Consider the following 23,624-nt stretch of genomic DNA (forward strand, 5'->3'; position numbering starts at 1 on the left):
CCGGCTTGGGCTCGGCCGCGGGCGCGGCCGCGGCGGCGGCGGCGGCCGCGGCCTTGGCTTCGTTGGCCTTTACCGGCGAGGGGCGCGACGGCAGGCCCAGGCGATGCGCCTTGCCGATCACCGCGTTGCGCGAAACGCCGCCCAGTTCCTCGGCGATCTGGGTGGCGGTCAGGCCGCTGTCCCACATCTTCTTCAGCGTTTCGATACGCTCGTCGGTCCAGCTCACTTTGGTTCCTTCGTCTTGCGGGCGGCGGCGTCAGCGGGTACGCGATCGCGCCATGAGCAGCCACCCCGAAATCGGTTCACAGCTTCCCGAGCCGGGCGTTCCGGTGATTCGCAACGTCAACTGGGGAGGCTTGCGCACCCTCTATATCAAGGAGGTGCGCCGTTTCTTCAAGGTGCAGCTCCAGACGGTGTGGGCGCCAGCCGTCACCACGCTGCTGTATCTGGTGATCTTTACCGTCGCGCTCGGCGGAAATGGCCGGGTGGTGGTGCTCGATGGCCGCGCCGTTCCCTATGCCGATTTCATTGCCCCCGGCCTGATCGTGATGGGCATGCTGCAGAACGCCTTCGCCAATGCCAGCTTCTCGCTGCTGGTCGGCAAGATCCAGGGCACCATCGTCGATTATCTGATGCCGCCCTTGTCCACGGGCGAGATGCTGGCGGCGCTGGCCGGCGGTGCGGTGACGCGGGCGTTCTGCGTCGGCGGCACGGTGTGGTTGGCAATGGCGCTGTGGGGCGTGCACGTCATGCCCGCGCATCTCTGGGCGGTGCTGTGGTTCGGCTTCCTGGGCTCGCTGTTCCTGGCGCTGATGGGCGTGCTCACCTCGATCTGGGCGGAAAAGTTCGATCATGCCGCGGCGATCACCAACTTCGTCGTGGCGCCGCTGTCGCTGCTGTCGGGCACCTTCTACTCCGTCGACAATCTCTCGCCGGTGTTCCGCGCGATCAGCCATGCCAACCCCTTCTTCTATATCATCTCCGGCTTCCGCTACGGCTTCCTCGGCGTGGCCGATTCGCCGGTCCTGCTGGGCACCGGCGTGATCCTGACGCTCAACGTAGCGCTGGCGCTGTTCTGCTACGGGCTGTTGCGCCGCGGCTGGAAGATCAAGAGCTGAGCCGGCAAAGCAAAAGCGTCGTTACGAATTCCAAACGAAATCGTGCATAAGACCATGGCGAAAGACTTCGCGGGGGCGGAGTCGCAACGTCATGGGGGAAATCATGCGATTGCTGCGTTCGCTGGTGCTGCTTGCCGCGGCGGGACTTTCCGTCGCCGGCTGTAGCCAGCCCCGGCCCAAGCCGATTCTCGGCTGCAACTATCAGGTCGTGCCGCTCACCGTCGGACCGCGCTGGCGCCAGGCGCCGCTGCGGCTCGATGCGGTGGCAGGCGCCGCCTCGGTGCAGGACGGGACCAGCGCCCGCCTGGGCGCGCTGCTCAGCGAGCGCCGCAGGATCCGCCAGCCGCTGCTCGGCGCCGAAGCCGCCAAGGGCGAGCCAGCATCCGATCAGTTCCTCGCACTGAGCGGCGGCGGCCAGCACGGCGCGTTCGGCGCGGGCTTCTTCTACGGCATGGCAAAGCTGCCCAGCTGGGACATCGTCACCGGCGTCAGCACCGGTTCGCTGCAGAGCACCCTCTTGTTCCTCGCCAACCAGCCGGTGCCGGCGGACCGCACCGACTATAGCTGGGTCGATGGCCCGATGTCCGGGCAGGACGGCGCCACCGGGCTGGTGGTGAAGCCGGGCACGTCGAACGTCGGCGATCTCGTGCTTGCCTATTCGATCGCCGAGGAAGCCGATCTGATGCGCAAGCGCGCCGGCGGTGCTGCGATGGGCGTGGTGCTCAAGGGCTCCACCGCCAGCTTCGGCCCGCTGCGGGCGCGGCTGCTCAAGGTGATGACGCCCGGCACGCTGCGCGCCGTCGGTCGCGAATGGCGCGACCAGAAGCGCCAGCTGTTCGTAGGGGTAAGCAACCTCGACGACGGCGAAGGCTATGGCATCGACATGACCGAGCTCGCCGCCCGCGCGCTCGATACCGACTCGCCTGCCGAGCTGGCGCGCCTCCAGGGCTGCTATGTCGATGCGATGCTCGCTTCCTCCTCCGTCCCGCCCGGCGTGCCGCCGATCACGCTGCAGACCGCGAAGGCCACCCAGATGTACATGGATGGCGGCGCCCGCTTCGGCATGTTCCTCGAACCGGTGATGGCCGCGATCAAGGGCGCCGGCGGCGAGGGCAGGGGCCACATCATGCTCATGGTCAACACGACGATGGACGTGGGCAGCTGGAGCGGCACCGGCCAGCCGATGCAGCGCTGGTCGGCCGTCACCGCCGCGCTGCGCGCCGTCGACCTGATGGAAACGCAGGTCTACCGCTTCTCGGCTGCCAGCGTCGAGCAGCTGGGCATCGCCAAGGGCGGGCTGGACATGGCCTTTCTCAGCAACGCCGACATCCCCGGCGGCGAGCGGCCAGACGACCATGTCTTCAATGGCAAGACCTGCGCGGCCTGGCAGGCGATCGACGCCAAGGCGAAGCCGCTGCAATTCTATCCCTGGTACATGGCGTGCACCGCCGATTACGGCCGTTCGCGCGGCGCCGCGCAGCAATGGAACCACAGCGTGGCGCGGTAGCACGAACGGCACGGTTGACCTGCGGCCCCATGCCGCCGTAGAGACGCGACTGGGCGGCCGGGGATAGGCCGCCCTTTTGCGTTTCTGGAGTTCCATCCACCCTTTTTCGTTTTGTTCAGGAGGTACAGTTCCCATGACCATCACCCCGCTCATGCCCGTCTACCCGCGGTGCGATGTGCGGCCGGTGCGAGGCGAGGGCTGCTACCTGATCGGCGAACGAGGGGAGCGCTATCTCGATTTCGCCGCCGGTATCGCCGTCAACGCGCTGGGCCATGGCCACCCGCATCTGGTGAAGGCGATCGCCGATCAGGCGGCCACGCTGATGCACGTGTCGAACCTGTACGGCAGCCCCCAGGGCGAGGCGCTGGCGCAGCGCATCGTCGACAACAGCTTCGCCGATACGGTGTTCTTCACCAATTCGGGCGCCGAGGCGATCGAGTGCGCGATCAAGACCGCGCGCCGCTATCACCATGTGAACGGCAACCCGCAGCGCCACAAGCTGATCACCTTCAAGAACGCCTTCCACGGCCGCACCATGGGCGCGATCTCGGCGACCGATCAGGCGAAGATGCGTGACGGCTTCGAGCCGCTGGCGCCGGGCTTCGACTATGTCGCGTTCAACGATCTCGAGGGCGCGCTCGCCAAGATCGACGGCGAGACCGCCGGCTTCCTGGTCGAAACCGTGCAGGGCGAAGGCGGCATCAGCGCCGGCACGCCGCAATTCATCCAGGGCCTGCGCAAGGCCGCGGACGCGCACGGCCTGCTGCTGGTGCTGGACGAAGTCCAGTGCGGCTATGGTCGCAGCGGCAAGATGTGGGCGTACGAGCATTACGGCATCACGCCGGACATCCTCGCCTCGGCCAAGGGCATCGGCGGCGGCTTCCCGCTCGGCGCCTGCCTCGCCACCGAGGAAGCGGCCAAGGGCATGGTGTTCGGCACGCACGGCTCCACCTATGGCGGCAACCCGCTCGCCATGGCGGCGGGCGAAGCAGTGCTCGACGTGATGCTCGCGGACGGGTTCCTCGAAAACGTCACCAAGATGGGCGATCGGCTGCGCAGTTCGCTCGAACAGCTGCTCCCCAACCACGATCACCTGTTCGAGGAAGTTCGCGGCCTTGGCCTGATGCTCGGCATCAAGCTGAAGCCCGAGGCGGAGGCGCGCAGCTTCGTCGCGCATCTGCGCGATCATCACGGGCTGCTCACCGTGGCGGCGGGCGAGAATGTCGTCCGTATTCTGCCGCCGCTGGTGATCGAGGAAAGCCATATCGCCGAGGCAATCGAGAAGCTCAGCGCCGGCGCGCGCAGCTTCGCCACGGCGGCTGCGGCCTGAGGACTGAACCGATCCTCCCCGGGACGGGGAGGGGGACCATGCGAAGCATGGTGGAGGGGGTTCTCCGCAAAGGGCGTCGCTGGTGGAGACCCCCCTCCACTCCGACGCTCCGCGTCGCGGTCCCCCTTCCCGTGCCGGGGAGGATTTGGAAATGACCCGCCACTTTATCGATCTCACCGATGCCGGACCGGATGCCATCGCGGCGATGCTGAACGACGCGATGGCGCGCAAGGCCGCCCGTGCTGGCTGGCCCAAGGGCAAGCCGGATGCCGACGCGCCGCTCGCCGGCCATGTCCTGGCGATGATCTTCGAGAAGAACTCCACCCGCACCCGCGTCTCCTTCGACATGGCGATCCGCCAGCTCGGCGGCACCAGCATCGTGATGGACGCCGGCTCGATGCAGCTCGGCCGCGGCGAAAGCATTGCCGATACCGCGCGCGTCCTCTCGGGCTATGTCGACGCGATCATGATCCGCACCGACGATCACCAGAAGGTGCTCGACATGGCGAAGTACGCGACGGTGCCGGTGATCAACGGCCTGACGGACGCGTCGCACCCCTGCCAGATCATGGCCGACCTGCTGACCATCCTCGAAAGCGGCAAGGCGCTGCCGGGCCTCAAGGTCGCGTGGCTGGGCGACGGCAACAACGTGCTCGCCTCGATCATGGAGGCCGGCGGGCTGATGCAGTTCGACGTCGTCGCCGCTTGCCCGCAGGGCTATCAGCCGAGCGATGCCGATGTCGCCCGTGGGCGTGGCCGTGCCCGTGTGGTCGGCACCGCGCGCGAGGCGGTGGAAGGCGCGGACATCATCGTCACCGATACCTGGATCTCGATGGGCCAGGCCCATGCCGAGACCAAGCTCAAGGCGATGATGCCGTTCCAGGTGGACGAGGCGCTGATGGCCGCCGCCAAGCCCGACGCCCGCTTCCTCCACTGCCTGCCCGCGCATCGCGGCGAGGAAGTGACCGACGCGGTGATCGACGGGCCCCAGTCGCTGATCTGGCCCGAGGCGGAGAACCGCCTCCACGCGCAGAAGTCCGTCCTGCGCTGGTGCTTCGGGCAGCTATAAAGATCCTCCCCTGCCAGGGGGCGGTGTCAGGCGCAGCCTGACGGAGGGGGAGGGAGCCTGTCGGTGGGCGGGCCGCCATCCGCCCCTCCGTCGCCTCCCCTTGGCGGGGGAGGATCATCTGATGTGCGACTACGCTCAGATCCCCGCCAGTGCGCTCACCGCGCCGACGTCGGCGATCGGCAGCGCGCCTACCGCTTGGTCCACCGTCGCCAGTGCCTGCTCGCCGGAGCGCCGATCGTCGTCATCGTCCCTGCGCTCCTTTCGCCGCAGTGCCGCCTTGAGCGCACGGGCAAGGTCCCGCACCTCGTTCTTGAAATCCTCATCGGCCTTGTCCCGGGCGGTTTGCGCAGCACTTTTGCCCCCGTCGGACGTGCCCAGGCCGGGCGCGGCCCCGTCGGGCTTGGCATCTGCCTTGTCGCCGCCCGCCGCGTCCTTCGTCGGAGTCTCGGTGCTCTCGGCCGGGACGGAACCCTGCGCGTTCCCCTCCATGCCCTCGACCGGACCGGCACTCGCGGCCGGCGCGCCTGCATCCGCCGCCCCGCCCAGATCGCCCGCATTGCCCCCGGCGCTGACATAGCTCTTCACCGCCCCGGCAAGCTCGCGCGCGATCTGTGCGGCGGCCTTGGCGAGCTTCTTCGGATCGCCCGCATAGAGCATCTTCAGCGCCTGCAGCCGTGCCTTGAGCTGCTTCACCTTCTCGGCGGCGCGGGCCTTTTCGTCGTCCTTGCTCCGCGTCTTCACCATGGCCAGCGTGGCGACGGCGTCCCTCGCCGACTGCAGCTTGCGCGCGGCCATTTCCTCCTTCTTGGAGGGCGGTGCGGCGGGTGCGAGGCCACCGTTGCCGCGCGGCTGCACGGACGCGGCGAGCGCGGCGAAGGAGAGCGCGGAAAGCTTCATACCTGCTTCATAGCATGCCGATGGCGGCGCGGTGCGGCTTGGCCCTATCCCTTTGCCGTCCGCTCCATTCCCGTCATGGATCACGACGATGTTTGCGTGCCAGTCTGTCCGCTACGCAGGCGGAAAGCTCGGGCTTTGCCCTCCTGCCCTTCAAGGCGCAGTCCTGGATCAGGTCGCAGATGGCGGCCACGGCATCGCGATCCTGCTGCGCGTCACGCGGGATGCAAGCGGTCATCAAAGCGCCCCGCAATCGATAATCCACCTTTATGGGCTGCAACCGCGTGCCGGTCACCACGATCTCCTCTCCCGCAGCTTCGCTGGTGGTTTGCATGGGCGCGGCGGCAATGGCGTGAAGCGCTGCCGCGAGTGCCGCGAGTGCCGCGAGTCCAGCGCGGAAAATGATGGTACCCAGCGGGTTCTCGACTAGCATCGACACGGTGCCTCGATCCTGTCCGGAGCACGCGGTGGCATAACGCTGCCATTCGGGCACCCAGCCTATACTCGCTCCGCTCCGGGTTTCCGCGCGGCTTTATGTGCGTTGCGCCAGGGATCGGACGGGCTTGCAAACTATAGCATGTTCCATATATGTTCTCTCGCCTCGCGGCGGAGGTGCGCTCTTTGCCATCGTTAGACCCCATCTATGGTCTGCTCAATCAGCAGGTCGCAATAACGGGCCGATGGTGACCGTATCCGCCCCAAAGTCGGATTCCCGAAGCTGTGCTCGTTTCTCGTCCGGAGGGGAGCGTCGAAGAAAGCATCATTCCCGCAGTCGCGCAGCGTCCGATCACCTCCCATTGTACGACATTTCATCTCGCGGCGTGAACGGGTGCGGCGCCTGCTCCCACCAAAGCACGGTGACTTCGGCTATGTCACAAGCCTAAACTTCCTAAACTTTATCCCTGTCGCAACCTGTCACAAGTCTCAACTTCCCGAAGCCGGCGTGACCGAGGAACGCCGGCGGCAGGCCTAAACTTCCTAAACTTCGCGGCGCTTTGAAAACCGTCACAGGCCTAAACTTCCTAAACTTCACCGCCACTGCCAGAACCTGTCGGGCGCCTAAACTTCCTAAACTTAACCACTCTCCGGCGTCCCGCGGCCCAACATTGTTTCCGGCAACGGAACGCCTATCTACGCCGTCGAACCCAGAAAATGCGTTCGCCCGAACGCGTGGAGTCAGCCCGACTTCTCGCGGCCGAGCCGAATGCCGGAGACGACCAGTGACCCATCCCGTTCCCGCCGCCGATCTCGATCGCGTGACCGGCTTTGCCATTCCCGAGCGCCATGTCCGCGGCCGCGTCGCGCGGCTTGGGCCGGTCTTGAACGACATCCTCTCGGCCCATGCCTATCCGGCGCCGATCGAGAAGCTGCTGGCCGAGGCGCTGACGCTCACTGCGCTGCTCGGCAGCACGCTCAAGGATGCCGAGGGGCAGATGACGCTGCAGGCGCAGACCCAGCGCGGCATCGTCAGCCTGATGGTGTGCGACTATAAGAATGGCGAGCTGCGCGGCTATGTGCAGTTCGATGCGCTGCGGCTCAGCCAGCTCGGCAAGAATCCGTCGCTCAAGTCGCTGTTCAACGGCGGCTATCTGGCGGTAACGTTCGATCAGGCGCTCACCAAGGAACGCTACCAGGGCATCGTGCCGCTGGAAGGCGCTTCGATTGCCGAGGCGGCGCAGAACTATTTCTTCCAGTCGGAACAGATCCCGACGCTGGTTCGCCTCGGCGTGCACAAGGACAAGGCGAGCGGCAAGATCGTCGCCGGCGGCCTGTTCCTCCAGCATCTGCCGGAGGGCGAGGTGGGCCGCGAGCGCTTGCATGTGCGGCTCGATCATCCCGAATGGCAGCATGTCGAGGCGCTGGGCGGCACGATGGGCGCCGACGAACTGGCCGATCCCGCAATCCCGCTGGAAGGGCTGGTCTGGCGGCTGTTCAACGAGGAAGCCGAAGTCCGCATGCTTGCCGGGCATGATCTGTCGCGTGGCTGTCGCTGCGGGGCGGACTATATTCAGCAAGTGCTCGCCAAGTTCCCCGAAGAGGAGCGGGCGGCGATGGCTGACGAGGGTGGCGTGATCAAGGTCGATTGCGCCTTCTGTTCGAAGCAGTTCCCGGTGGCACTTGCGGATTTCGTTCCGCCGGCGTTGTAAAGTTGCAATTCCCCTATGATATGTCGAACGGGGGCGGCGCTGTGGGAGCGGCGCCGCCTTCGGAACGGAGTTTGAACGGGTGAGCAGAGGGTTTGTCTGGATGCGTCTGGCGGCAGTCGTCGGGCTCGGTCTGGTGACGGCGGGTGCGGCGGCGCAGCAGCGGCCGGGTGCGGCGGCCAATGTGCGGGGTGCGGATGTGCCCGCGGTCAACGTGGTGCAGCCGGGCAAGTGGCTGCTGCGCGATGCGGACGGCAACGAACGGCCGATGTGTCTGCGCGATCCCTATCAGATTCTGCGGCCCAGCCATGCCACGGCGGTGTGCCAACGCGTCTTGCTGGAAAGCGCCGCGAGCCGCGCGACCGTGCGCAACGTCTGTGCTGGCCATGGCACCATGCTTACCCGCATCACCGTCGATACCCCGCGCCAGGTCAGCTTGGACGTCCAGGGCGTGATCGACGGTCAGCCCTTCTCGGAAACCTACGAGGCCCGGCGTGTCGGGGAATGTTCCTGAAGCGCATGGTTACCATTTGTTAAGCTTTGCGCGGTTATAAGGGTGGCGTTCCGGAAAGACGCTCTTTCCGGCGATGGTTTTCCCATTTCTATCCTTTCCGGGCCGTCCCTTCGGGGGCGGCCATTTTTTTGCCGGCGAGACGTCCTAAATGGCGCCGATGACTCACAGCATCGCCATCGCCCTGGTTTCGGGCGGACTTGATTCGATGGTGTCGGCCGCGCGGGCTCGCGAGGACGGCCACCGCCTGCTTGCGCTTTCGATCGACTACAACCAGCGCCACAAGGTGGAGCTGGATGCCGCTGCCAGAATCGCCGCCATGCTCGGCGCAGAGCGACACGTCGTCCTGCCGCTCGATCTGCGCGCGTTCGGCGGCTCGGCGCTTACCGCCGATATCGATGTGCCGAAGGGCGGTGTCGGCAGCGACATTCCGGTCACCTATGTTCCGGCACGCAACACCATCTTCCTCAGCCTCGCACTCGGCTGGGCCGAGGCGGCGGGGGCGCGGGACCTGTATATCGGCGTGAACGCGCTCGATTATTCGGGCTATCCCGATTGCCGGCCGGAATTCATCGCCGGCTTCGAGAAGCTCGCCGAACTGGCTACCAAGGCCGGCGTGGAAGGCCAGCCGTTCCGCATCCAGGCGCCGCTCCAGCATATGAGCAAGGCCGACATCGTCCGCGAAGCAGCGCGGCTGGGGCTGGATGCCGGGCTCAGCTGGTCCTGCTACGATCCGACGCCCCAGGGATTGCATTGCGGCCTGTGCGACAGCTGTCGGCTGCGCTCGCGGGGCTTTGTCGAGGCGGGGCTGCCAGATCCGACCCGGTACGCCGCCCAGCCATGAGCTATGCGGTCAAGGAGATGTTCCTAACCCTGCAGGGCGAAGGGGTGAATGTCGGCGCGCGGGCGGTGTTCGTGCGCTTCGCCGGGTGCAATCTATGGTCGGGTCGCGAGGTCGACCGGGCGTCGGCGGTATGCCGGTTCTGCGACACCGACTTCGTCGGCATCGACGGGGTGGGCGGGGGGCGCTTCGCCGATGCGACCGCGCTGGCCGATGCGGCGGAAGGGCATTGGGGTCCGGACCGCGCCGCGCGCTTCGTGGTGCTGACCGGCGGCGAACCAATGTTGCAGATCGATGATTCGTTGGTCGAGGCGCTACACGCCCGCGGCTTCCGCATCGCCATCGAGACCAACGGCACGCTGCCGGTGCACCCGGGCATCGACTGGGTCTGCGTCAGCCCCAAGGCGGGCAGCACGGTGGTGCAGCAACGGGGCGACGAGCTCAAGCTGGTCTGGCCGCAGCCCGGTACCGATCTCGAAGCGATCGAGGGCTGGGACTTCGATCATTTTTTGGTGCAGCCGATGGACGACGCCGAAGCCGAAGCGAACAAGGCCGCGGCGATCGCGCTGGCAATGGCGCGACCCCGCTGGCGGCTGAGCCTGCAGACGCACAAGTTGCTGGGCCTGCGCTGATAGGGCGGGGAAGCAGGGCGCTCCCCCGTTCCTCGGGGTCAGCGGGTGAGGGGCCCGCACTTGCGCGAATAATATTCACCCTTGCGCCAGCACTTGTCGTTGCCGAACGGCGGTAGCGGGCGCTGGGACGGCAGGCTGAGCGCGACGCGGCGACTGCGGAAATATTGCTCTCCCCAGGCAGCGAGGCTCGCCCGCAGTTCGCGCATCCGCTCAATCGCGACATCCCCCAGCCTGCCCCGCGGCGCGAACACCGCGTCCCTGCCGATTACGGCAGCCGTCTGGCAGAAAGATAGCTGGCCAGAGACGGTGGAGAAACTCGAATAGACTCGCGTTCCGAACCGATCGAGCTCGATCTGCCCGATCTTCGCCGTCTTGGCCTTTCTAATAAAATATTTCTCAAGCGTTCCGTAGGATTGTCGAAGTTCGACTTCGTGGTCGTCCAGCAGTGCATTATAGTTTTCGAGCGTCATCAACGTCGGCTCGAATTGGCACTGCAGCGCAGCGACGTTCAGGGCGGCGCGAAGGTTCCACACCAAGGCGGCGCGGAGCTCCGCCGGGGTTGCGCCCGGCAGCCCAGGGCCGATGATCCCGGGTTCTTCACCGGTAACCGGTGCACCCGCCAGATCGACGGGCTGAAGGAAAAACTGGGCCGAGGCAGGTGCCGAAAGACAGAACCCCGCCAAGGCCGCGATGCCGAAACTGATACGACGAACGAGCATCCCGCCCTCATGGTTATTCTAAACCATGCTCGTTAGGGCGTTTCGATTCGTCGCCCAAGCCCCTTTTTGCCGTTCGCCGGATTATGCGACGGATGGATGCCGCTTCTGCACAGATATGTAAAAAGGGCCGCCCGGTTTCCCGAACGGCCCTTTTAGAAACACGCCGAAGCGCGATGATTACATCGCGTTGGTGGTGTTCTCAGCGGCCATGCCGTTGTCGACAACACCGTTGTCCATCATGCCGGCGTCAACGTTGGTCACCATCGCGTCGGTGGTGTTCTCGGCAACGACGTCGGTGGTGTTGGTGACGTTGGTGCTCTCGTTGTTGGTGCACGCCGAGGCCAGGAGGGCCGCACCGGCGATCATCGAACCAGCAACGATCTTCGAAAGGACTGCACGCATGTAAATAGCTCCCTAGATAGTGGATTTGGACGACGGTTTACGCCGCTAATACCCAAACCGTGATGGACATTAGACGGTTCGAGGGACACCCTCAAGTCTCGAATTTATCCCGCGCCAGCCAGAGCGTCTAAAAACGGCAAAAATGTGGCGCTCAGCGCCGCGTCGAAGCGTTCCGTCGCAATCGGCTTTCCCAGCGCAGCGGCGCTAGTGACGGGGAATTCCGCGATCCCGCAAGGCACGATGCCCGTGAAATGGCTCAGATCGGGATCGAGATTGATCGCGAACCCGTGCAGCGTCACCCATTGGCGAATCCGTACGCCGATCGCGCCGATCTTCGCTTCCACGCCGCGATCGAAAGTCCAAATGCCTATGCGGCCCGGCGCGCGGAACGCCTCGATATCGCATTCGCCGAGAGCCGCGATTACCCAACCTTCGATCGCATGCACATAGTTGCGCACGTCCCGTCTGCGTTCGCGCAGGTCCAGCACGACATAGCCGATCCGCTGGCCCGGCCCATGATAGGTGTAACGGCCACCCCGCCCGGTGCGGTGGACGGGAAATCGCTGGTCCAGCATCTCGGCGGGGTCGGCGCTGGTGCCGGCAGTGTAGACTGGGGGATGTTCGAGCAGCCAGACCAGCTCGCGCGCCTCGCCCGCCGTGACGGCCGCGGCGCGGGCCTCCATCGCCGCCAGCGCCTCGGCGTAATCGAGGGGCTGCGGTTCCACCCGCCATTCGATCGTCTCGTCCATGATTGCGCGATTGCGCCGAACCGCGGGCCAAGGCAAGCCATTGGCAACCGCCCGGGGGACAGGTAACAGGCGGAGCCTTGAAGCAAGGATTTGGCCACATGGCGAAGATGGGAGCTGTCTGGGATCGGACGGCGGAGTTTCTGGGCGACAGGGCAGGAGCCCTGGTTCCGCTCGCGCTGTTCGCCCTAGCCGTTCCTGCCGGGATCAGCGCCAATCTGTCGGCCTTGGCCGGGACTGGCGGAGTCGCGCGCGGTGTTGCACTGGTCGTTCAACTGCTCTTGTGGCTCGTCTCGATGTGGGGATCGCTTGCAGTGACGGCGCTGGCGATCGGCGCCGGCGGCGTCAGCGAAGCGGGGCAGGTCGCCCGGCGCCGCCTGCTTGCCACCCTGATCGTGGCGCTGACGCTCGGCATCGCCGCCGCCGTGCTGGGCATGCCGATGGTGGTGATGCTGGTTGCCGCAGGATATGATCTGAATGCGATTGGCCAACCCAATGCATCGATGCAGGTCGATCCGGCAACGGCGATGCGGGTTGGCGCCTACTCTCTGCTATGGCTCGTCATCATTCTCGTGCTGTTCGTGCGGCTGGTGGTCGTCAATCCGGTGCTGCTGCGGGAAGGCGGGCTGTTCGGATCGCTGGGCCGGTCGTGGCAGCTGACCCGCCGGCACACTTTCCGTATTGTCGGCGTACTGATCCTGCTGCTCGTGGTGGCCAGTGTCTGCCAACTTGCCGCGCAGGCGGTGTTCGGCAGCGTGCTAGCACTTGTGCTGGGCGGCGGTTCGGGCATTTCACTGGCGACAGTGCTCACATCGCTCGTCGTCGCGGCGGTGCAGTCGGTCTTCATGGTGGTGTTCGCCGCCTTCCAAGGGAAGCTTTACGTCGCGCTCGCCGGAGACACGGAGCAGCCGGACCTGCATCCCGCCGCATGATGACCCTCCGCTTTCCAGCTCTTTTCGCCGACGCCGGCGCGCTGTGGCGTGCCGAACGGACGTTGCTGCTCCCGCTCGCCGGCATGTTCTTCTTGGTACCGATGCTCGGCATCATTCTGCTGATCGCCGCGAGCGCGCCGCCGCTCGACGTGCCGGCGGATCAAGCCGCTGCGGCGCTGCAGGAATTTTACCAACGCTTCGGTCAGACCAACATCGTGCCGCTCGCGCTGGCAAATGCCGGAATCGATTTCGGGATTTTCGCCATCCTGAACCTGTATCTGCAGGGTGAAGGGCGCACATTGGGCGGCGTGCTGTTGCACACGCTGCGCAGCCTGTTCCCGTTCCTGGTGCTGGAGCTGCTCGTCGGCTTCGCTTTCTCCCTTGGCATTTCGCTGTTCATTGTGCCGGGCTTGTTCGTGTTTGCACGCACCTGGTTGGCGGCGCCTGCGCTTGCCGCCAACCCGAAGGCTGGGCTTACCGGCGCCTTGCGCGAAGGCTGGGTGCGCAGCCGCGGCTCTGCCGGATTTATTTTGCTCGCCGTCGCTGCCGTCGTGTTCGTCGGCGGACTCGGTGTCATGGCGATCGGCAGCGTGGTGGTGGGCCTAGTCGCGGGACTGTTCGGCGGCGGCGGCGTCGCGGAAACGCTCAGCTTCCTGCTGATCTCGATGGTGGGCGCGGGGATATGGACGGCGCTAACGCTGCTCCGGCTTGCCGCCTATCGCGCCACCGGGACCAGGCAGGGAATGTGAGGCGCCGCCTCGGCCGGCAGGATGCCGGCGGAGCGCGGATCGGCAAATGTCTCGATCGTCCGCTGATAGGGTAAGAAGCCGTGTCGGCGGTAAAAGCCCAGCGCCGCCGGGTGATCGAGCGTGCAGGTATGCACCCAGACGCGTGTCACGTCCTTGCGCCAGGCCAGCGCCAGCGCATGCCCCATCAGCCAGTTGCCATGGCCCTTGCCGGTGATTTCCGGCACAAGCCCCACGAACGAGAGCTCGCAGGTTCCGGTGCTGCGATAATCCAGCTCGAGCATGCCCACTTCCACGCCCGCGCGATCGACCACAGCATGGACCATAACGGCCGAATCGTCGAGGATCCGGCGGAGCGCGGCTTCCTCCATCACCAGCCGCGAGAACCACAGCCAGGGCGTACCCACCCGGCGGAACAGCGCGCGATACTTGTCGCTGTCCGGCGCCGGCCAATGGACCAGCCGGAAAGGCGATAAAGGCAACGGGCGGGGTCGCGGACGCTCCCGCATCTCCAGCGCGGTGACGATCGTGGCGATCTGATCGTTGGCGACCGGCAACAACCCCATCTCAGCTCCAGGCTGCCATCGGCGGAAGGCTCATCAGGATCGCGTCGACATTGCCGCCGGTCTTCAGGCCGAACAATGTGCCGCGGTCATAGATCAGGTTGAACTCCGCATAGCGGCCCCGCCATTCGAGCTGGCGCTGGCGATCAGCCTCATCGAAAACTTCATGCATCCGCCGACGGACGAGGCGCGGGAATACGTCCAGAAACGCACTGCCGACATCCTGGGTGAAAGCGAAGTCCGATTCCCAGTCGCCTTCGAGATGGTCGTAGAAGATGCCGCCCACGCCGCGATGCACCTGGCGGTGGGGAATGTAGAAATACTCGTCCGCCCATGCCTTGAAGCGCGGATAATAGGCGGGATCATGGGCGTCGCACGCTGCTTGCAGGCGCGCGTGGAATTCGACGGTGTCCTCGTCTCGCGGCAGCGGCGGGTTGAGATCGGCGCCGCCGCCGAACCAGCGTTTGGTGGTGGTGAGGAAGCGCGTGTTCATGTGCACGGCGGGAACGTGCGGATTGGCCATGTGTGCGACGAGGCTGATGCCGGTGGCGAAGAAGCTGGGATCTTCCCCTGCGCCGTGGATTGTCTTGGCGAAATCGCCTTCGAACGCCCCACCGACGGTAGAGACGTTCACCCCGACTTTCTCGAAAACGCGGCCCTTCATGACACCGCGCACGCCACCGCCGCCTGGCGCGCCGCTCGAATCGAGGCGGTCCCATGGCAGATAGGTGAAGGTGGCGTCCGATCCGGCCTCGCGCTCGATCGCTTCGAATTCGGCGCAGATCGAATCGCGTAGGCTTTCAAACCAAGCGCGGGCGCGCTGTTGTTGCTCGTCCATGGCGATCACTGCGGGAATCCTTCTGTCTGGCGTAATGCCTCGGCGAGCCCGATGCCCGTTGCAACTGCGAGGTTCAAGGAGCGCAGTTCCGCTCGGATCGGGATTCGCACGCCGAGATCGGCGCGGGCATGGACATGGTCGGGCACACCGCTGCTTTCGGAGCCGAACAGCAGCGTGTCGCCCGGCTCGAAGCGGGCTTGCGGTAGGCGGATCCCTCCTCGCGTGGTGAACAGCACCAGCCGGGCAGGGACCTGCGCTTCGAACGCTTCCCAGTCGGCATGGCGCACCACCTCCGACGCAGTGTCATAGTCCATCGCCGCGCGTTTGCGGGCACGATCGCCCCAGGGAAAACCCATAGGCTCGATCAGATCGACGGCGGCGCCGAGGCAGGCGGCGAGGCGCAAAATCGTGCCCACATTCCCGGCGATTTCAGGCTGAAACAGGGCGATACGCATCAAGGCCGCTCAAGTCATTTTGCAGTGCAACATTATGGCGTTGCGAGGAGTGGATCGAACAAGAAATGAAAATCCCTGTTGGCAAAGCTGCTTCGTGCCGTCTATCAAAACCAAGATAGCCACCGGAACCCCGGCCGGCACTGGGCTTCGTTTCGTCCGCGTTCCTCTCTCCGCGATGCAATCGCGGAAGTGTTTCGAAGTGCAAGGGCTAGAGCATGGCAACGTTTGAAGAAGGCGTTTCTCCCGAACAGACCGTAGGCCCTGGTGGCGAAATTTTGGAAAATCCCCGTCGTCGCGACTACCTGACCTATGCCGCCGTTTCGGTGGCCGCGGTGGGCGCTGGCGTGGTAGTACTGCCGCTGGTCAACTCGATGAACCCCTCGGCCGATGTGCTCGCACTTTCGACGACCGAGGTGAACCTCGCCGCGATTGAGCCGGGCCAGGCCATCAAGGCTAGCTTCCGCAAGCAGCCGCTGTTCGTGCGCAATTTGACGCCGAAGGAGATGGCGGAGGCCGATGCGGTGCCGGTTTCCAGTCTGCGCGATCCGCAGACGCTGGAGGAGCGGACCAAGGAAGGCCATAAGAACTGGCTGATTACGCTGGGCGTGTGTACCCATCTCGGTTGCGTGCCGCTGGGGGCAGGCGAGGGCGAGAATCGCGGCCCGTTCGGCGGCTATTTCTGTCCGTGTCATGGCTCTGCCTATGATACGGCAGGTCGCATCCGGCAGGGGCCGGCGCCGACGAATCTCGAAGTACCAGAATATAATTTCACGTCTGACACTGTCGTCGTGGTCGGGTGAGGAGGGACCTGGATGAGCTTTCCCTGGGCGCGCCATTACGAGCCGAAAAACCCGGTGATGAAATGGGTGGACGATCGGCTGCCACTGCCGCGGTTCGTCTATAACGCGATCGGCGCCGGGTATCCGGTGCCGCGCAACCTGAATTACTTCTGGAATTTCGGCATTCTCGCCGGACTTTCGCTGGTTATCCAGATCGTCACCGGCATCGTGCTGGCGATGCACTTCCACAGTTCGGCTGCCGGCGCCTTCGAATCGGTGAACGGCACGATCATGCGAGATGTGAACGCGGGCTGGTTCCTGCGCTTCGCCCACGCCAACGGCGCCAGCATGTTCTTCATCGTGGTATACATCCACATCTTCCGCGGCCTGCACTACGGTTCGTACAAGGCACCGCGCGAGATGGTGTGGCTGCTCGGCGTGGTCATCTTCCTGCTGATGATGGCCACGGCGTTCATGGGCTATGTGCTTCCCTGGGGGCAGATGAGCTTCTGGGGCGCGCAGGTGATCACCGGTTTCTTCTCGGCGATACCCGTTGTGGGCGACTGGATCCGCATCTGGCTGCTCGGCGGTTATGCGCCGGATGACGCTGCACTCAATCGCTTCTTCTCGCTCCACTATCTGCTGCCATTCGTGATCGCGGGTGTAATCATCCTGCACATCTGGGCGTTGCACATTCCCGGCTCGAGCAACCCGACCGGCGTGGAAGTGAAGGGCGAGCAGGATACCGTGCCGTTCCACCCCTATTACACCGCCAAGGACGGCTTCGGGGTGGGCGTGTTCCTGATCCTGTTTTCGATCCTGATCTTCTTCTATCCGGATTATCTGGGCCACCCGGACAATTACATCCCGGCGAACCCGCTCTCCACGCCTGCGCACATCGTTCCCGAATGGTATTTCTGGCCGTTCTACGCGATCCTGCGCGCTTTTACCGCGGACTTCATCATCCCGGCGAAGCTTTGGGGCGTGCTGGCGATGTTCGGATCGATCCTGCTGCTGTTCTTCCTGCCATGGCTCGATCGGTCGCCGGTGCGTTCGGCCAACTACCGGCCGATGTACCGCATCGCCTTCTGGGTGCTGGTTGCGGACGTGCTGATCCTGGGATGGTGCGGTGGCTCGCCGGCGGAACCCTTCTATGTGATCACGAGCCAGATCGCCTCGGCCTATTATTTCGCGCACTTCCTGATCATCGTGCCGATCATCTCGCGGATCGAAACGCCGCGGCCGCTGCCCAACTCGATCACCGAAGCGGTGCTGAAGGGTGAGGGCGGATCGCGCATCACTGCCACCGCGGCGACGGCGTAAGGGGGCCGGGGACCATGACGTCGATCTTTCAACGCTCGATCAAGTTCCTGATTGGTGCCGGCTTCGTGTTCGTGCTGCTGCTGGCGCTTGTCGGCAGCATCACCGGCCTGATCAACGAACCGCCGCAGGAAACGGCGGAGCATGCGCTGCACAAGCATCCCAAGGAGCTGGAGCTCGCCTCCAACGGCCCGCTGGGCAAGTTCGAACTGGGCCAGCTGCAGCGTGGCTTCAAGGTTTACAAAGAAGTTTGCGCCGCCTGCCACTCTCTAAACCTCGTCGCGTTCCGCAACCTGAAGACCTGGGCTATAGCGACGCGCAGGTGAAGAAGATCGCCAAGGAGTGGATGGTCAAGCAGCCGGCCTTCGACGAGAAGGCGGGCACCTGGGGCGAGCGGGACAACCTGCCGTCCGATCGTTTCCCCAAAGTCTTCTATGCCGGTACCGGCAATCCGCCGGACCTGAGCCTGATGGCCAAGGCGCGGCACGATGGTGCAGCCTATGTCTACTCGCTGCTGACCGGCTATGGCGAGAAGCCTGATCCGGCCAAGGCGGCGAAGTTCCCCGACGTGGCGAAGACGCCGGAGGGCATGTACTTCAACCCGTATTTCGCCAACCTCAACATCTCCATGCCGCCGCCGCTGACCAGCGAAGGGCAGGTGCAATATGATGACGGCACCCGCGCGACCGTCGATCAGATGGCCAAGGACGTGAGCGCCTTCCTAGTCTGGACGGCGGAGCCGACGCTCCAGAAGCGGCACCAGGCCGGCGTAGCGGTCGTGATCTTCTTGCTGTTTGCCACGGGGCTCGCCTATGGCGCGTACCTCACTGTGTGGCGCGGCATGAAGCACTGATGGACCTGAACCAGAACGACGATATTCGCAGTCGCATCCGGACGATCCCCGACTTCCCGAAGCCGGGGATCCAGTTCCGCGACATCACAACGCTGCTGCTCGATGCCGAAGGGCTGAAGCTGACGATCGAGCGCATGGCGGCGCAGGTGCAATGGCCGGTAGACCTCGTCGCCGGCATCGAAGCGCGCGGGTTCCTGTTCGCGTCGGCGCTGGCGATGCAACTGGAGGCCGGCGTGCTGCTGGTTCGCAAGGACGGCAAGCTGCCGGGCGCGACCATCGCCGAAGACTATGCACTCGAATATGGCACCGATCGCATCGCCATCCATGCCGATGCCTGTGCGCCGGGTGCTCGCGTGCTTCTGGTTGACGACCTGATCGCCACAGGCGGCACCGCGCGCGCGGCCGTGCGGTTGCTGCACAAGGCGGGCGCCGAGGTGGTGCAGGCGTCTTTCGTGGTCGACTTGCCAGATCTCGGCGGCGCGGATGCGCTTCGCAGCGACGGGGTGACCGTATCGGCGCTGGTGGCGTTCGCCGGGCACTGAGCGGCGCCAGCGCCACCATGGGGCGCCGCGTCGGCGTTCACGACGCATCGAACGGGGCGACCACCACCGAGATGTGTATCGCGAGCGGTAGCGATCGCCGGCTACGGTGCGGAACCTCCACCACCATTCGCGCGATTTTCGCTCCCTGAGGCGCGGTCTGCGGGTGTCCCGCCCGATCGTGGCTCCAGTGATAAGGAGCGTATCGATGCGATTGGCCTGGAAACCGTTGATCGGCGCAGCGCTGCTGGGCGCCGCTGCCACGCTGGGCGCATGCACCGGCGGCGGCTATGGCAGATCAGGCGTGGCGGTGGGGTATAATAGCGGCTGGGGCAACCCCTATTGGGGTTGGTACGACAACTATTACTACCCCGGCACGGGCGCCTATGTGTACGACCGGTATCGCCATCGCCGCGCGTGGAACGATGTCCAGCGCGGCTATTGGCTGCAGCGCCGAAACGACTGGCGCGGCGAGCGGCGCTGGCGCAACAACTGGCGCGATTTCCGCGGGCGGCCGGGCATTCGGCGCCCGCGCTGAGCTGCTTTAGCGAAGGCTCACGGACAGGGATCTGTCGTATCCCTGTCCCCTCCACCGAAGCCGGAACCTCGTCGCCTCTCCGGGCCTGGTCTTACCCTACGCCGATCTCACGCCGCATCCAGCGCGCGTCCGCACCATAGCGGGCCACTTTGGCCGCCAACGCCGGTGAGGTCGCAGCCTCGACAAAGCCCAGGTGCCGCCAAAAGGGGGCAGCGCCTTCCACGGCGATCAGTTCGGCCGTGCAAATGCCGTCTTGAGCGGCTTGCTGCACGGCCCGTTCGACCAAGTCGCGCCCGACGCCGGAACCGCGGCCCGAGCCGGAAACCGCGAGATCGTGAACGAACAGCACGTCCTGGGCAGCGGCGGGCGGCAAAAGGGTGCCGACCGCCGGCGGCGCCTCCCGCGCCCAGCCATGCGCCAGCAGATACGCGATCAGCACATCGCCGCGAAACGCGCCCAGGCAATAGGATGCGGCGATGCTGAGCCGCGTGGCGAACGCCGCCGCGTCCTCTCGCAGAAACGCGGGATAGCATTCCGCCTGAATCGCAAGCGCCGCCGGCAAATCCGAACGTGCAAGCGGGCGGACGACAAGGTTCGACAGGGGCTGGTGCATTCCGAACGGGTATCGGAGCCTGCGCGTGCATGCCAGTCTATCCCGCGGCCGGCGTCAGGCGGCTCTCGAGTCGCAAATGGCCGTGCTGCGGCTGACATCGCGATGCATTGCGGGCGCCGCTTCGGCTTTTGCCGGGTGGCGAACCCATCAACGTGTCGCCCCTTCGACGCGGGCGTGAACGTCGGGCCTGCTGGGGAGGACCCGGCGTGGTGGCCATCGACCGAAGTTTAGGAAGTTTAGGTGTTCGCGGGTTTTGCCGGGTCGGCGTGGAGGGACGAAGTTTAGGAAGTTTAGGCGTTCGCGGGTTCTGCCGGGCCGGCGTGGAGGGACGAAGTTTAGGAAGTTTAGGCGTTCGCGGGTTTTGCCGGGTCGGCGTGGAGGGACGAAGTTTAGGAAGTTTAGGCGTTCGCGGGTTCTGCCGGGCCGGCGTGGAGGGGCGAAGTTTAGGAAGTTTAGGCGCGTGGAGATTCTGCGCGTCCGGCTCGCCGACGCACAGGTCGATACCGCCACGCGTTTCTCTCCGCGCGCAAAAGGGCGTTACCAAACAGGTTCAAAGAGCGGCCGACGGAAAGCGACGACATGGTACATATGGGGAACATTGCGGCGGGCTCAAGGTTGGATCGCCGCGAATGGAACATGTTGGTGGCTAGCTGCCATTCGCCAGCGAGAGCTTGGCGCTTACCAACGCATCGCCAATTGTTTCGAACAGACCCTCCCGGGGTTCTGCCTGTATCTGCCAGAAGGGTTCCCAGTGTGCGCCGCAGGGAAATGGCACATTATCGGGGTGCCACTCATCGTTCGCTTCGTAGCTTCGCACCCGCTCTTCAACAATTTGATAGCGGAGATCAGCTCGGTCGTAGATCGCGAGCCGCAGCATCGCGTCGGCGGAGAGTAGTTCGGCGTGACGATATCGCAGTTCCATCCCCCCACGATGCTCCGCAAGGGCCATGTCCGCAACTGCGGCGGGATCTGACATGACGCGTTAACCCTCCCCCGATTGCAAGCGGGAATGGGGGAAAGTGGTGGAGAGCGGACGTAGGTTAGTCTCCTAGCGTAAAGTTGACCCTGACGTGTGGCAGCCACTCGGGAAGCACCTCGCGCGATAGGTCAAGGCTTGCAAGTTGGCGCTCCGCCTCATCCGCATCGCCGTGGAATCCATACACGGTGGGGACATTGGGCCCCTTCACTGGTATGCCGCCGCACCACAACCCCGGTGCTGGAACCGGCCCGTTGAAGTGTTGGCCCCAGGCGTGATCTACCACCCAAAGCTCCCAGCCAAGCACTTCGACGCGATCCTCTCGGCACGCCGCGAGGAACGATGCCGCGTCCTCCGGCAGCACGCCAAGCTCGCCATTCCTCGCATGGAAAGCTCGCGAGCGGACGACGGGATCAAGTGAGGGTGGCCACAACATCAAAGCACTCTACTGCGAAGCTAAACGTCCGCTAGTGGGGCGAAAGCCGCTCTCAGCGGGTTCGTTGACCAGGAACATCCGCGCCTTTCCGAAACTCGCCGCAGCGACACAAGCGGTAACGCTGTCGCGTTGCCGCGCTCTACATGGTCCTCGACGGCAGATCCGTGGGCCCCAGATCGTCCGAGGCGACGGGCACACAAGGCGGGCTTGTGGAACTTGCGCCGGCAACCGATGCCAGGGCCAGCAGGAGCAGTTTCACCCCTGCGCCGGCCGTCGCCCGATCATTGCGTTGGCGATGAAGGTGAGAACCGGGGCGTCCTGCTGGTTGTAGGTCGTCATCCTGCTGCGGACGATGCCCATCTCCGGACGGCTCTGCGAGGCGCGGACTTCCAGGACTTCGGTTTCGCAGCGCAGCACGTCGCCGGGGAAGACGGGCTTCAGCCAGCGCAGTTCGTCGATGCCGGCGGCGCCCAGGCTGGCGACGGGCTCCGCTTCGTGATGCGCCACCAGCATCGCCATCGTCATTGCGTTGGTGTGCCAGCCGCTCGCCGCCAGGCGGCCGAAATGCGTCCGCGCGGCCGCTTCGTCGGAAAGGTGGAAGGGCTGCGGATCATATTTCCGGGCGAATTCCAGCACTTCTTCGCGCGTGACTTCGTAGCGGCCGAAGCTGGCGCGATCGCCTATCTGGATATCATCGAAATAGCGCATGGCGGTGAGTTTCGATTGAAAACCAGTTTCAGGCAAGCGGATTCATCGGGGTGCCAGCCACGGCCGGAACGGCGCGTCGGTGCCGTCGATCCCGGTGCGTGGCGGCAGCCCGAGCAGGGTGCGGAGCAGCGGATAGACATCGACATTGTCGAACGCCGGCACGGTGCCGTGGCGAAAGGCGGGGCCGGCGGCGATGAACAGCGCCAGCATTTCGGGCGCCTGATTGTCATAGCCATGGGCGCCGCCGGTCGACGGCTTGGTCGGAGCCTTTTCGAGGATCAGCCAGCCCATCTCCGCCAGGCAGAGGATCGGCGCGACCCGCGGGTTGCTGCCATAGCGGAAGCGGCTGGGGATATCCTGCTTGCGCCAGCACTGCATATGCGGGTGCGGCGCGAGCAGCTGGCGCTCGACGACCGCTTCCTGGCCCGGGGTGGGCACCACCGTGGCATAAGGCCCGGTTTCCAGCACATGATAGCTGCCCGCCGGCAGATCGAGCGTCACCACGCGTTCGCTGCTGGTGGGACCCATGCCGTGATCCGATACGATCACCAGATTGGCCGGCTGGCGCAAGGCGGCCAGGCCATCGCGCAGCGCGCCGATCTGGCGATCGATCGTGGCGGCGGCCTCGGCCACTTCGGCGCTGTCGGGACCGCTTTCATGGCCGATCACGTCGACGCGATCGAAATAGAGCGTCAGCAGCCTTGGTCGGATCGCGGCGGGACGGCGGAGCCAATCGAGCAGGGTGTTGACGCGCTGCGTCTCGCTGATCGCATCGTTGAAGGCGAGCCAATCCTGCGGCCGCACGCCGCCTTCCACCTTGGCATGGCCGCTCTTCGTCGCCGTGCCGCCGAAGGCGACCTCCGAACCCGGCCAGAACAGCGTGCCCGTGCGGATGCCGGCGCGCTCGGCATCGACCCAGATCGGCGGCGTCGCGTTCCACCAGAAGGGATCGGTTTCCGCCATGGTGAAGATCTCGCCCGGGCGGGCCGCGTCTTCCATCTTGTTGCCGACCAGGCCGGTGTGATCGGGCACCATGCCGGTTACGATCGTCCAGTGATTGGGGAAGGTCTTGGTCGGGAAGCTGGGCCGCATCGGGCCGGTGAGTCCTTCGGCGACCAGCCGGTTGAGGTTGGGCGTGACGCCGCGGCGCAGATAATCGGGGCGGAAGCCGTCGATCGAAATCAGGATCGTGACCGGTTCGCGCGTTTCCGCGACGGCGGCGGGTGGGGTGGGCGTGATCGCCGGCGGAGTGGCACATGCCTGGAGAAGCGCGACGCACATGGCCGCGGCGATTCGAGAATACCAACGCATCCGCGCCTGATGCCGCCGAATGGTTACGCTGGAAAGGCGTCGCAGCAGCGCAAGCAAATCAATGCCTTCCCGAAAACTTCGAATTCCTGCACATTGGCAGGAAA

General features: G+C 65.2%; 27 protein-coding genes and 1 pseudogene. 15 read left to right on the forward strand and 13 right to left on the reverse strand.

Features of this window, described 5'->3' with window-relative positions:
* Positions 1-226 (reverse strand): GcrA family cell cycle regulator (locus tag B215_RS0118090; protein ID WP_019371054.1); only part of this gene is annotated, 226 nt, incomplete at its 3' end.
* 52 nt (positions 227-278) lie between these two features.
* On the opposite strand from B215_RS0118090, the gene B215_RS0118095 reads away from it, so the two are divergent.
* The 4 genes from B215_RS0118095 to argF all read left to right on the forward strand — a co-directional run bounded on the left by B215_RS0118095 (position 279) and on the right by argF (position 5,024).
* The gene (locus tag B215_RS0118095) at positions 279-1,118 is read left to right on the forward strand and encodes an ABC transporter permease (RefSeq protein ID WP_019371055.1); all 840 of its coding nucleotides are present in this window, start codon (positions 279-281) and stop codon (positions 1,116-1,118) included.
* Between the two features lie 103 nt (positions 1,119-1,221).
* Complete coding sequence (locus B215_RS0118100; RefSeq protein ID WP_236704497.1) at positions 1,222-2,625, forward strand: patatin-like phospholipase family protein; 1,404 nt, start codon at positions 1,222-1,224, stop codon at positions 2,623-2,625.
* A 133-nt stretch (positions 2,626-2,758) separates the two neighbouring features.
* Positions 2,759-3,955, forward strand: coding sequence for an aspartate aminotransferase family protein (locus B215_RS0118105; protein WP_019371057.1), 1,197 nt, complete (start codon positions 2,759-2,761; stop codon positions 3,953-3,955).
* A 151-nt stretch (positions 3,956-4,106) separates the two neighbouring features.
* Positions 4,107-5,024, forward strand: a complete 918-nt coding sequence (argF, locus tag B215_RS0118110; protein ID WP_019371058.1) for an ornithine carbamoyltransferase — start codon at positions 4,107-4,109, stop codon at positions 5,022-5,024.
* A gap of 135 nt (positions 5,025-5,159) precedes the next feature.
* Here argF and B215_RS0118115 read toward each other — a convergent pair whose 3' ends face one another.
* Both B215_RS0118115 and B215_RS0118120 read right to left on the reverse strand, forming a co-directional pair.
* Complete coding sequence (locus B215_RS0118115) at positions 5,160-5,921, reverse strand: hypothetical protein (RefSeq protein ID WP_019371059.1); 762 nt, start codon at positions 5,919-5,921, stop codon at positions 5,160-5,162.
* Positions 5,922-5,994: 73 nt separating this feature from the next.
* Complete coding sequence (locus tag B215_RS0118120; protein WP_152997863.1) at positions 5,995-6,357, reverse strand: hypothetical protein; 363 nt, start codon at positions 6,355-6,357, stop codon at positions 5,995-5,997.
* A 781-nt stretch (positions 6,358-7,138) separates the two neighbouring features.
* Here B215_RS0118120 and hslO point away from each other — a divergent pair.
* The 4 genes from hslO to queE all read left to right on the forward strand — a co-directional run bounded on the left by hslO (position 7,139) and on the right by queE (position 10,046).
* Positions 7,139-8,065 (forward strand): Hsp33 family molecular chaperone HslO, encoded by a 927-nt coding sequence (gene hslO, locus B215_RS0118125; protein ID WP_019371061.1) that lies wholly within the window; start codon positions 7,139-7,141, stop codon positions 8,063-8,065.
* Between the two features lie 79 nt (positions 8,066-8,144).
* Positions 8,145-8,576: a hypothetical protein gene (locus B215_RS0118130; protein ID WP_236704498.1), complete on the forward strand. Its 432-nt coding sequence runs from the start codon at positions 8,145-8,147 to the stop codon at positions 8,574-8,576.
* Positions 8,577-8,724: 148 nt separating this feature from the next.
* Complete coding sequence (gene queC, locus B215_RS0118135) at positions 8,725-9,417, forward strand: 7-cyano-7-deazaguanine synthase QueC (protein WP_019371063.1); 693 nt, start codon at positions 8,725-8,727, stop codon at positions 9,415-9,417.
* Positions 9,414-10,046 (forward strand): 7-carboxy-7-deazaguanine synthase, encoded by a 633-nt coding sequence (queE, locus tag B215_RS0118140; RefSeq protein WP_019371064.1) that lies wholly within the window; start codon positions 9,414-9,416, stop codon positions 10,044-10,046. Before queC ends, queE begins: the two co-directional genes overlap by 4 nt.
* A gap of 38 nt (positions 10,047-10,084) precedes the next feature.
* Here queE and B215_RS0118145 read toward each other — a convergent pair whose 3' ends face one another.
* The 3 genes from B215_RS0118145 to lipB all read right to left on the reverse strand — a co-directional run bounded on the left by B215_RS0118145 (position 10,085) and on the right by lipB (position 11,916).
* The gene (locus tag B215_RS0118145; RefSeq protein WP_019371065.1) at positions 10,085-10,765 is read right to left on the reverse strand and encodes a hypothetical protein; all 681 of its coding nucleotides are present in this window, start codon (positions 10,763-10,765) and stop codon (positions 10,085-10,087) included.
* 177 nt (positions 10,766-10,942) lie between these two features.
* Positions 10,943-11,167: a hypothetical protein gene (locus B215_RS0118150; protein ID WP_019371066.1), complete on the reverse strand. Its 225-nt coding sequence runs from the start codon at positions 11,165-11,167 to the stop codon at positions 10,943-10,945.
* Between the two features lie 104 nt (positions 11,168-11,271).
* Complete coding sequence (gene lipB, locus B215_RS0118155; protein WP_019371067.1) at positions 11,272-11,916, reverse strand: lipoyl(octanoyl) transferase LipB; 645 nt, start codon at positions 11,914-11,916, stop codon at positions 11,272-11,274.
* A gap of 98 nt (positions 11,917-12,014) precedes the next feature.
* Here lipB and B215_RS20425 point away from each other — a divergent pair, with 98 nt between their 5' ends.
* Positions 12,015-12,845 carry a hypothetical protein gene (locus B215_RS20425; protein WP_019371068.1) on the forward strand — a complete coding sequence of 277 codons (831 nt, stop codon included), beginning with the start codon at positions 12,015-12,017 and terminating at the stop codon, positions 12,843-12,845.
* On the forward strand, positions 12,842-13,594 hold the full coding sequence (locus tag B215_RS0118165) for a hypothetical protein (RefSeq protein ID WP_236704499.1): 753 nt from the start codon (positions 12,842-12,844) through the stop codon (positions 13,592-13,594). The genes B215_RS20425 and B215_RS0118165 overlap by 4 nt, the downstream gene beginning before the upstream one ends.
* Here B215_RS0118165 and B215_RS0118170 read toward each other — a convergent pair.
* From B215_RS0118170 to B215_RS0118180, 3 genes are read right to left on the reverse strand one after another with little or no spacing between them, the layout of a single operon-like run.
* Positions 13,561-14,157, reverse strand: a complete 597-nt coding sequence (locus B215_RS0118170) for a GNAT family N-acetyltransferase (RefSeq protein ID WP_019371070.1) — start codon at positions 14,155-14,157, stop codon at positions 13,561-13,563. The two genes, B215_RS0118165 and B215_RS0118170, sit on opposite strands and share 34 nt — an antisense overlap.
* Position 14,158: 1 nt before the next feature.
* Positions 14,159-14,992: an oxygen-dependent coproporphyrinogen oxidase gene (gene hemF / locus B215_RS0118175; RefSeq protein WP_173644884.1), complete on the reverse strand. Its 834-nt coding sequence runs from the start codon at positions 14,990-14,992 to the stop codon at positions 14,159-14,161.
* A 5-nt stretch (positions 14,993-14,997) separates the two neighbouring features.
* A complete protein-coding gene (locus B215_RS0118180; protein ID WP_019371072.1) occupies positions 14,998-15,447 on the reverse strand; it encodes a tRNA (cytidine(34)-2'-O)-methyltransferase in 450 nt (149 codons plus the stop codon).
* Positions 15,448-15,662: 215 nt separating this feature from the next.
* On the opposite strand from B215_RS0118180, the gene petA reads away from it, so the two are divergent.
* The 5 genes and pseudogenes from petA (at position 15,663) to B215_RS20435 (ending at position 19,476) form a co-directional block, all read left to right on the forward strand.
* Positions 15,663-16,247 (forward strand): ubiquinol-cytochrome c reductase iron-sulfur subunit, encoded by a 585-nt coding sequence (gene petA / locus B215_RS0118185; protein ID WP_026009390.1) that lies wholly within the window; start codon positions 15,663-15,665, stop codon positions 16,245-16,247.
* A gap of 12 nt (positions 16,248-16,259) precedes the next feature.
* Positions 16,260-17,549: a cytochrome b gene (locus B215_RS0118190; RefSeq protein WP_026009391.1), complete on the forward strand. Its 1,290-nt coding sequence runs from the start codon at positions 16,260-16,262 to the stop codon at positions 17,547-17,549.
* 14 nt (positions 17,550-17,563) lie between these two features.
* A pseudogene (locus B215_RS20430) lies at positions 17,564-18,399 on the forward strand (cytochrome c1).
* The gene (locus tag B215_RS0118200; RefSeq protein ID WP_026009392.1) at positions 18,399-18,941 is read left to right on the forward strand and encodes an adenine phosphoribosyltransferase; all 543 of its coding nucleotides are present in this window, start codon (positions 18,399-18,401) and stop codon (positions 18,939-18,941) included. Before B215_RS20430 ends, B215_RS0118200 begins: the two are co-directional and overlap by 1 nt.
* Positions 18,942-19,146: 205 nt before the next feature.
* Entirely contained in the window at positions 19,147-19,476 is a 330-nt protein-coding gene (locus B215_RS20435) for a hypothetical protein (RefSeq protein ID WP_037514194.1), read from the forward strand.
* 91 nt (positions 19,477-19,567) lie between these two features.
* Here the strand turns inward: B215_RS20435 and B215_RS0118210 are convergent, their stop codons facing one another.
* The 4 genes from B215_RS0118210 to B215_RS0118230 form a co-directional block, all read right to left on the reverse strand.
* Positions 19,568-20,089: a GNAT family N-acetyltransferase gene (locus B215_RS0118210; protein ID WP_019371077.1), complete on the reverse strand. Its 522-nt coding sequence runs from the start codon at positions 20,087-20,089 to the stop codon at positions 19,568-19,570.
* 646 nt (positions 20,090-20,735) lie between these two features.
* Positions 20,736-21,065: a hypothetical protein gene (locus B215_RS0118215; RefSeq protein ID WP_152997903.1), complete on the reverse strand. Its 330-nt coding sequence runs from the start codon at positions 21,063-21,065 to the stop codon at positions 20,736-20,738.
* Between the two features lie 691 nt (positions 21,066-21,756).
* Positions 21,757-22,209 carry a MaoC family dehydratase gene (locus tag B215_RS0118225; protein ID WP_019371080.1) on the reverse strand — a complete coding sequence of 151 codons (453 nt, stop codon included), beginning with the start codon at positions 22,207-22,209 and terminating at the stop codon, positions 21,757-21,759.
* 42 nt (positions 22,210-22,251) lie between these two features.
* A complete protein-coding gene (locus B215_RS0118230; RefSeq protein ID WP_026009394.1) occupies positions 22,252-23,520 on the reverse strand; it encodes an alkaline phosphatase family protein in 1,269 nt (422 codons plus the stop codon).
* Positions 23,521-23,624 lie beyond the last annotated feature (104 nt).

The sequence above is a fragment of the Sphingomonas sp. ATCC 31555 genome, from assembly GCF_000282895.1.
Lineage (GTDB): Bacteria > Pseudomonadota > Alphaproteobacteria > Sphingomonadales > Sphingomonadaceae > Sphingomonas.

Bases quoted from the DNA above. Each gene is read 5' to 3' on its own strand.
- B215_RS0118095 (WP_019371055.1), top strand. From the start codon at position 279: ATGAGCAGCCACCCCGAAATCGGTTCACAGCTTCCCGAGCCGGGCGTT.
- B215_RS0118100 (WP_236704497.1), top strand. From the start codon at position 1,222: ATGCGATTGCTGCGTTCGCTGGTGCTGCTTGCCGCGGCGGGACTTTCC.
- B215_RS0118105 (WP_019371057.1), top strand. From the start codon at position 2,759: ATGACCATCACCCCGCTCATGCCCGTCTACCCGCGGTGCGATGTGCGG.
- argF (WP_019371058.1), top strand. From the start codon at position 4,107: ATGACCCGCCACTTTATCGATCTCACCGATGCCGGACCGGATGCCATC.
- B215_RS0118115 (WP_019371059.1), bottom strand. From the start codon at position 5,921: ATGAAGCTTTCCGCGCTCTCCTTCGCCGCGCTCGCCGCGTCCGTGCAG.
- queC (WP_019371063.1), top strand. From the start codon at position 8,725: ATGGCGCCGATGACTCACAGCATCGCCATCGCCCTGGTTTCGGGCGGA.
- queE (WP_019371064.1), top strand. From the start codon at position 9,414: ATGAGCTATGCGGTCAAGGAGATGTTCCTAACCCTGCAGGGCGAAGGG.
- B215_RS0118145 (WP_019371065.1), bottom strand. From the start codon at position 10,765: ATGCTCGTTCGTCGTATCAGTTTCGGCATCGCGGCCTTGGCGGGGTTC.
- B215_RS0118150 (WP_019371066.1), bottom strand. From the start codon at position 11,167: ATGCGTGCAGTCCTTTCGAAGATCGTTGCTGGTTCGATGATCGCCGGT.
- lipB (WP_019371067.1), bottom strand. From the start codon at position 11,916: ATGGACGAGACGATCGAATGGCGGGTGGAACCGCAGCCCCTCGATTAC.
- B215_RS20425 (WP_019371068.1), top strand. From the start codon at position 12,015: ATGGCGAAGATGGGAGCTGTCTGGGATCGGACGGCGGAGTTTCTGGGC.
- B215_RS0118165 (WP_236704499.1), top strand. From the start codon at position 12,842: ATGATGACCCTCCGCTTTCCAGCTCTTTTCGCCGACGCCGGCGCGCTG.
- B215_RS0118170 (WP_019371070.1), bottom strand. From the start codon at position 14,157: ATGGGGTTGTTGCCGGTCGCCAACGATCAGATCGCCACGATCGTCACC.
- hemF (WP_173644884.1), bottom strand. From the start codon at position 14,992: ATGGACGAGCAACAACAGCGCGCCCGCGCTTGGTTTGAAAGCCTACGC.
- B215_RS0118180 (WP_019371072.1), bottom strand. From the start codon at position 15,447: ATGCGTATCGCCCTGTTTCAGCCTGAAATCGCCGGGAATGTGGGCACG.
- petA (WP_026009390.1), top strand. From the start codon at position 15,663: ATGGCAACGTTTGAAGAAGGCGTTTCTCCCGAACAGACCGTAGGCCCT.
- B215_RS0118190 (WP_026009391.1), top strand. From the start codon at position 16,260: ATGAGCTTTCCCTGGGCGCGCCATTACGAGCCGAAAAACCCGGTGATG.
- B215_RS0118200 (WP_026009392.1), top strand. From the start codon at position 18,399: ATGGACCTGAACCAGAACGACGATATTCGCAGTCGCATCCGGACGATC.
- B215_RS20435 (WP_037514194.1), top strand. From the start codon at position 19,147: ATGCGATTGGCCTGGAAACCGTTGATCGGCGCAGCGCTGCTGGGCGCC.
- B215_RS0118210 (WP_019371077.1), bottom strand. From the start codon at position 20,089: ATGCACCAGCCCCTGTCGAACCTTGTCGTCCGCCCGCTTGCACGTTCG.
- B215_RS0118215 (WP_152997903.1), bottom strand. From the start codon at position 21,065: ATGTCAGATCCCGCCGCAGTTGCGGACATGGCCCTTGCGGAGCATCGT.
- B215_RS0118225 (WP_019371080.1), bottom strand. From the start codon at position 22,209: ATGCGCTATTTCGATGATATCCAGATAGGCGATCGCGCCAGCTTCGGC.
- B215_RS0118230 (WP_026009394.1), bottom strand. From the start codon at position 23,520: ATGCGTTGGTATTCTCGAATCGCCGCGGCCATGTGCGTCGCGCTTCTC.